This is a genomic window from Vibrio sp. Vb0667 (assembly GCF_033391095.1).
Map to the genome: position 1 here is coordinate 1 of NZ_JAWPOL010000311.1, position 1,133 is coordinate 1,133.

General features: G+C 47.7%; 2 protein-coding genes. Both read right to left on the minus strand.

Annotation, left to right across the window (positions count from 1 at the left end):
- Window positions 1–55: 55 nt before the first annotated feature.
- Entirely contained in the window at window positions 56–691 is a 636-nt protein-coding gene (locus R8269_RS25515) for an SCP2 domain-containing protein (protein ID WP_053047786.1), read from the minus strand.
- Window positions 692–702: 11 nt separating this feature from the next.
- Window positions 703–1,133, minus strand: a 431-nt coding sequence (locus R8269_RS25520; protein ID WP_318222950.1) for a ubiquinone/menaquinone biosynthesis methyltransferase, incomplete at its 5' end; no start/stop codon positions are given.

Consider the following 1,133-nt stretch of genomic DNA (forward strand, 5'->3'; position numbering starts at 1 on the left):
CCGTATTCCAGCTGCACTTTGATGATGTGGTATAAGCGCTTTAGTTCTGCTGGCGTCATGGTTTCTCCAGCGCTGGCTTATCCGAACCAACTTTGCTCAATAGAGCATTGAGACGCGCTTCAATGCGAGAAGCTTGGCTGCGTACCTCATCCACTTGATCGCAAAAATACGCGACTTCCAATGGTGCGGGTGCCAATTTCCACTCTTCTGTGACCACTTGGGCAAGGTGACGCTGATGTTTTTCCGCTTGAGAAACGAAGAAACCACCCACGTTTTTGGTGCCTTGTACCAAAGTGTGTGCAACTACATCGCCTGTTACGCGAGATAACCACTCTTCAATGTCCGGTTTGCAATCGGTCATCAACTGAGAAAATTTCTGCGCCAGTTGAATATCACCTTCAAGTTCAAGCTTGTCTTGCTTAATCAAGCGAGTGATGTTGGCTTGGTCACGCAGCTCAGGCAGCACGCTCAAGTTCAACGAGAGATAGCAGTCAGGCTGACCTTCGTAGTTACCCAGCACATCAATCTGCTGACTGAAAACAAACGTCAGCGTCTTGTCGATTTCTTTGAGGTGAACTTGGATAACTTGGCCCTTGAGACGCGCTAAACGACGACCCAATGCAGGATCGTCTTTAATCAGTGTGTTCAGCGAAGTTTCAATGACAGCAGTGATAAGAGGTTCAAATGGCATGCCGTTAACCCTTAGAATTTGTAACCGCGGTGCAACGCCACAATACCACCCGTTAGGTTGTAGTATTTGGTGTTTTCGAAGCCAGCGTCTTGCATCATGCCTTCCAGTGTTTCTTGGTCTGGGTGCATGCGAATAGATTCAGCAAGGTAGCGGTAGCTTTCTGCGTCATTCGCGACCAATTCGCCCATTTTTGGCAATAGGTGGAATGAGTACGCGTCGTACACTTTTGATAGTGGTTCGAGAACTGGTTTAGAGAATTCCAAAACCAATAGACGACCACCAGGCTTGAGGACGCGGAACATTGAACGCAGTGCTTTGTCTTTGTCGGTTACGTTACGAAGACAGAAGCTGATGGTGATCATATCGAAGTAATCATCTGGGAAAGGCAGTTCTTCTGCGTTAGCTTGTACGTAGTGTACGTTACCCACAATGCCGTTATCGC

What these genes read in the sequence shown, in the direction of transcription:
- R8269_RS25515 (WP_053047786.1), bottom strand. Translation starts at nt 691, where the DNA reads ATGCCATTTGAACCTCTTATCACTGCTGTCATTGAAACTTCGCTGAAC.